Origin of the sequence: Mycobacterium sp. IS-1742 (assembly GCF_001500125.1) — a bacterium.
GTDB lineage: Bacteria > Actinomycetota > Actinomycetes > Mycobacteriales > Mycobacteriaceae > Mycobacterium.
Genome location: NZ_LQIV01000035.1, coordinates 1 through 5,467, shown reverse-complemented (window position 1 = coordinate 5,467; position 5,467 = coordinate 1). Strand labels below are relative to the sequence as shown.

The window sequence follows — 5,467 nt, the reverse complement described above, 5'->3', positions numbered from 1 at the left end:
AGAAATGCCTCGGCCCTCCGATTGTGGTCGGAGGGCCGAGGGGAAAGGGTGTTCGGCGGTGTCCTACTTTTCCACCCGGGTTGGGTAGTATCATCGGCGCTGGCAGGCTTAGCTTCCGGGTTCGGGATGGGACCGGGCGTTTCCCTGCCGCTATGGACCGCCGTAACTTTATTTTCACTCGTTTTTGAGTGCCCCCACGGGGGGTGGGGGAAGTGTTTTTTGGTGGTGGGGTGTGAATCGTGGTTGATTCTTTGGTGTGGTGTGGTTGCGAGGCATTGTTTGGTGTCACACAGGTTTTGGGTGTGTGTAAGTTTTCGGCCGGTTAGTGCCAGTTCCCTGCGACCATTGCTGGTCTTCTAGGTCTGGTCTATCGATCCCGTGGTCTGCGGGGGGCCTTATCCCACTTAATGGGTGAGAAGCCTGGTCTTGGAGGGGGTTTCCCGCTTAGATGCTTTCAGCGGTTATCCTGTCCGAACGTGGCTATCCAGCGGTGCCCCTGGTGGGACAACTGGTGTACCAGAGGTTCGTCCGTCCCGGTCCTCTCGTACTAGGGACAGATTTCCTCAAGCTTCTGACGCGCGCGGCGGATAGAGACCGAACTGTCTCACGACGTTCTAAACCCAGCTCGCGTGCCGCTTTAATGGGCGAACAGCCCAACCCTTGGGACCTGCTCCAGCCCCAGGATGCGACGAGCCGACATCGAGGTGCCAAACCATCCCGTCGATATGGACTCTTGGGGAAGATCAGCCTGTTATCCCCGGGGTACCTTTTATCCGTTGAGCGACACCCCTTCCACTCAGAGGTGCCGGATCACTAGTCCCGACTTTCGTCCCTGCTCGACATGTACGTCTCGCAGTCAAGCTCCCTTGTGCACTTACACTCAACACCTGATTGCCGTCCAGGTTGAGGGAACCTTTGGGCGCCTCCGTTACATTTTAGGAGGCAACCGCCCCAGTTAAACTACCCGCCAGGCACTGTCCCTGAACCGGATATACGGTTCGAAGTTAGAAGCCCAATACGATCAGAGTGGTATTTCAACAACGACTCCACAACCACTGGCGTGGCCGCTTCACAGTCTCCCACCTATCCTACACAAACCGAACCGAACTCCAATACCAAGTTGTAGTGAAGGTCCCGGGGTCTTTTCGTCCTGCCGCGCGTAACGAGCATCTTTACTCGTAATGCAATTTCGCCGAGTCTATGGTTGAGACAGTTGAGAAGTCGTTACGCCATTCGTGCAGGTCGGAACTTACCCGACAAGGAATTTCGCTACCTTAGGATGGTTATAGTTACCACCGCCGTTTACTGGGGCTTAAATTCTCAGCTTCACCCCGAAGGGTTAACCGGTCCTCTTAACCTTCCAGCACCGGGCAGGCGTCAGTCCGTATACATCGTCTTGCGACTTCGCACGGACCTGTGTTTTTAGTAAACAGTCGCTTCTCACTGGTTTGTGCCACCCCCTCCCGCTGCCCACCGCAAGGGTGTTGACGGTATGGAGGTCCCCCTTCTCCCGAAGTTACGGGGGCATTTTGCCGAGTTCCTTAACCATAGTTCACTCGTACGCCTTGGTATTCTCTACCTGACCACCTGTGTCGGTTTGGGGTACGGGCCGTGTGCGCACTCGCTAGAGGCTTTTCTTGGCAGCATAGGATCACCGAATTCGCCTCAATCGGCTATGCATCACCTCTCAGACTTATATGACATCCGGATTTGCCTAGATGTCGTCCTACAGGCTTACCCCAGTACAACCACTGACTGGTACGGCTACCTTCCTGCGTCACCCCATCGCTTGACTACTACCAACGAAGGTCCCGCGCAGCCCCCAGAACCCATTGACCCGAAGGTCGCCGGTGATCTGAGTTTTGGGCGGTTAGTACCGCTGATTCATCAGGGACGCTCACACACGGGTACGGGAATATCAACCCGTTGTCCATCGACTACGCCTGTCGGCCTCGCCTTAGGTCCCGACTCACCCTGGGCGGACTGGCCTGGCCCAGGAACCCTTGGTCTTTCGGCGGGCAAGGTTCTCACTTGCCTTATCGCTACTCATGCCTGCATTCTCACTCCCACACCCTCCACAGCTAGATCACTCTGCTGCTTCACCGGATGCAGGACGCTCCCCTACCCAACCAGACAAACATCTGATTGCCGCGGCTTCGGCGGTGTGCTTGAGCCCCGCTACATTATCGGCGCACAATCACTTGACCAGTGAGCTATTACGCACTCTTTCAAGGGTGGCTGCTTCTAAGCCAACCTCCTGGTTGTCTTCGCGACTGCACATCCTTTTCCACTTAGCACACGCTTAGGGGCCTTAGCCGGCGATCTGGGCTGTTTCCCTCTCGACGCACGGAGCTTATCCCCCGCCGTCTCACTGCCACACTCTCACTTGTCGGCATTCGGAGTTTGGCTGACGTCAGTAACCTTGTGAGGCCCATCGGCCATCCAGTAGCTCTACCTCCAACAAGAAGCATGCAACGCTGCACCTAAATGCATTTCGGGGAGAACCAGCTATCACGGAGTTTGATTGGCCTTTCACCCCTACCCACAGCTCATCCCCTCAGTCTTCAACCTAAGTGGGTTCGGGCCTCCACGACGTCTTACCGTCGCTTCACCCTGGCCATGGGTAGATCACTCCGCTTCGGGTCCAGAACACACCACTACACCACACACACCTGTGTGGATACGCCCTATTCAGACTCGCTTTCGCTACGGCTACCCCACCCGGGTTAACCTCGCGACATGTCCCTGACTCGCAGGCTCATTCTTCAAAAGGCACGCCATCACCCCACCCAAAAGGGAGAGCTCTGACGGATTGTAGGCACACGGTTTCAGGTACTCTTTCACTCCCCTCCCGGGGTACTTTTCACCATTCCCTCACGGTACTAATCCGCTATCGGTCACTGGGAAGTATTCAGGCTTACCGGGTGGTCCCGGCAGATTCACAGCAGATTCCACGGGCCCGCTGCTACTCGGGGACACATCACTACAGAGCACATGTTTTCACCTACGGGACTCTCACCCTCTACGGTCGGCCATCCCAAACCAGTTCACCTAACACGCACTTTTCTCACTGCAGCCCAGACCGGCAGACCCGGGACTGATGCACCCCACAACACCACACACACAACCCCTGCCGGGTATCACATGTGCACGGTTTAGCCATCCTCCGCTTTCGCTCGCCACTACTCACGGAATCACTTTTGTTTTCTCTTCCTACGGGTACTGAGATGTTTCACTTCCCCGCGTTCCCCCCCGACACCTATGTATTCAGTGCCGGGTGACACGACATCACTCGTGCCGGGTTTCCCCATTCGGACATCCTCGGATCCACGCTCGGTTGACAGCTCCCCGAGGCATATCGCAGCCTCCCACGTCCTTCATCGGCTCCCAGTGCCAAGGCATCCACCATGCGCCCTTAAACACTTACAACACAAAACCAAAAAATGAGTCACCCACACACACCCACCCCATCAGGGCAGACGCATGCGAGTATCAGAAAAAATTGCATTACACCACACGCCGACACCACCACCAGCACCCCCACCCACAGGCAAGAAGCACCACCAGCAGCATCAACGCATCGATGCTCGCAACCACTATCCACAAATCAAACACCACACCCCACCACCAAAGCAGGGCAGCAACCAGAACCCCCACACCACCACCACACACAGCAGCGATGGTCGAGAGCCGGCACCCATCCCCATTCCGGGATGAGCCCGCGGGCCTGTTGCCTCAGGACCCAACAGTGTGTCTGGCAATCCTCTGACGCCATCTCGATTCCCGCCGAGACAACGAACGTTTGTTGTGCACCCGAACCACACCCACTACAGGCATGGCCCATCTCACGAATCGCCCGGCCCACCGAACCCCCACACGATGTGGGCGGCGCCGAGTCTCGTGGTGCTCCTTAGAAAGGAGGTGATCCAGCCGCACCTTCCGGTACGGCTACCTTGTTACGACTTCGTCCCAATCGCCGATCCCACCTTCGACGGCTCCCTCCCACAAGGGGTTAGGCCACCGGCTTCGGGTGTTACCGACTTTCATGACGTGACGGGCGGTGTGTACAAGGCCCGGGAACGTATTCACCGCAGCGTTGCTGATCTGCGATTACTAGCGACTCCGACTTCACGGGGTCGAGTTGCAGACCCCGATCCGAACTGAGACCGGCTTTGAAAGGATTCGCTCCACCTCACGGCATCGCAGCCCTTTGTACCGGCCATTGTAGCATGTGTGAAGCCCTGGACATAAGGGGCATGATGACTTGACGTCATCCCCACCTTCCTCCGAGTTGACCCCGGCAGTCTCTCACGAGTCCCCACCATAACGTGCTGGCAACATGAGACAAGGGTTGCGCTCGTTGCGGGACTTAACCCAACATCTCACGACACGAGCTGACGACAGCCATGCACCACCTGCACACAGGCCACAAGGGAACCGACATCTCTGCCGGCGTCCTGTGCATGTCAAACCCAGGTAAGGTTCTTCGCGTTGCATCGAATTAATCCACATGCTCCGCCGCTTGTGCGGGCCCCCGTCAATTCCTTTGAGTTTTAGCCTTGCGGCCGTACTCCCCAGGCGGGGTACTTAATGCGTTAGCTACGGCACGGATCCCAAGGAAGGAAACCCACACCTAGTACCCACCGTTTACGGCGTGGACTACCAGGGTATCTAATCCTGTTCGCTCCCCACGCTTTCGCTCCTCAGCGTCAGTTACTGCCCAGAGACCCGCCTTCGCCACCGGTGTTCCTCCTGATATCTGCGCATTCCACCGCTACACCAGGAATTCCAGTCTCCCCTGCAGTACTCCAGTCTGCCCGTATCGCCCGCACGCCGAGGGTTAAGCCCCCGGTTTTCACGAACAACGCGACAAACCACCTACGAGCTCTTTACGCCCAGTAATTCCGGACAACGCTCGGACCCTACGTATTACCGCGGCTGCTGGCACGTAGTTGGCCGGTCCTTCTTCTGTAGGTACCGTCACTTGCGCTTCGTCCCTACTGAAAGAGGTTTACAACCCGAAGGCCGTCATCCCCCACGCGGCGTCGCTGCATCAGGCTTGCGCCCATTGTGCAATATTCCCCACTGCTGCCTCCCGTAGGAGTCTGGGCCGTATCTCAGTCCCAGTGTGGCCGGTCACCCTCTCAGGCCGGCTACCCGTCGTCGCCTTGGTAGGCCATCACCCCACCAACAAGCTGATAGGCCGCGGGCCCATCCCACACCGCAAAAGCTTTCCCCCACCAGACCATGCGATCAGCAGGGTGTATTCGGTATTAGACCCAGTTTCCCAGGCTTATCCCAAAGTGCAGGGCAGATCACCCACGTGTTACTCACCCGTTCGCCACTCGAGTACCCCGAAGGGCCTTTCCGTTCGACTTGCATGTGTTAAGCACGCCGCCAGCGTTCGTCCTGAGCCAGGATCAAACTCTCCAAACAAAACCTCAAAAAGGCAATCAGGAAAATCCGA

3 rRNA genes are annotated in these 5,467 nt (G+C 57.2%); all 3 read right to left on the bottom strand.

What is annotated here, in order from left to right:
- Positions 1-50: 50 nt before the first annotated feature.
- The 3 genes from rrf to AU196_RS19250 all read right to left on the bottom strand — a co-directional run bounded on the left by rrf (position 51) and on the right by AU196_RS19250 (position 5,436).
- A 5S ribosomal RNA gene (gene rrf / locus AU196_RS19260) occupies positions 51-165 on the bottom strand.
- A 137-nt stretch (positions 166-302) separates the two neighbouring features.
- Positions 303-3,429, bottom strand: a 23S ribosomal RNA gene (locus tag AU196_RS19255).
- Positions 3,430-3,914: 485 nt separating this feature from the next.
- A 16S ribosomal RNA gene (locus tag AU196_RS19250) occupies positions 3,915-5,436 on the bottom strand.
- Together the 16S, 23S and 5S rRNA genes form the textbook arrangement of a ribosomal RNA operon.
- Positions 5,437-5,467: the final 31 nt, after the last annotated feature.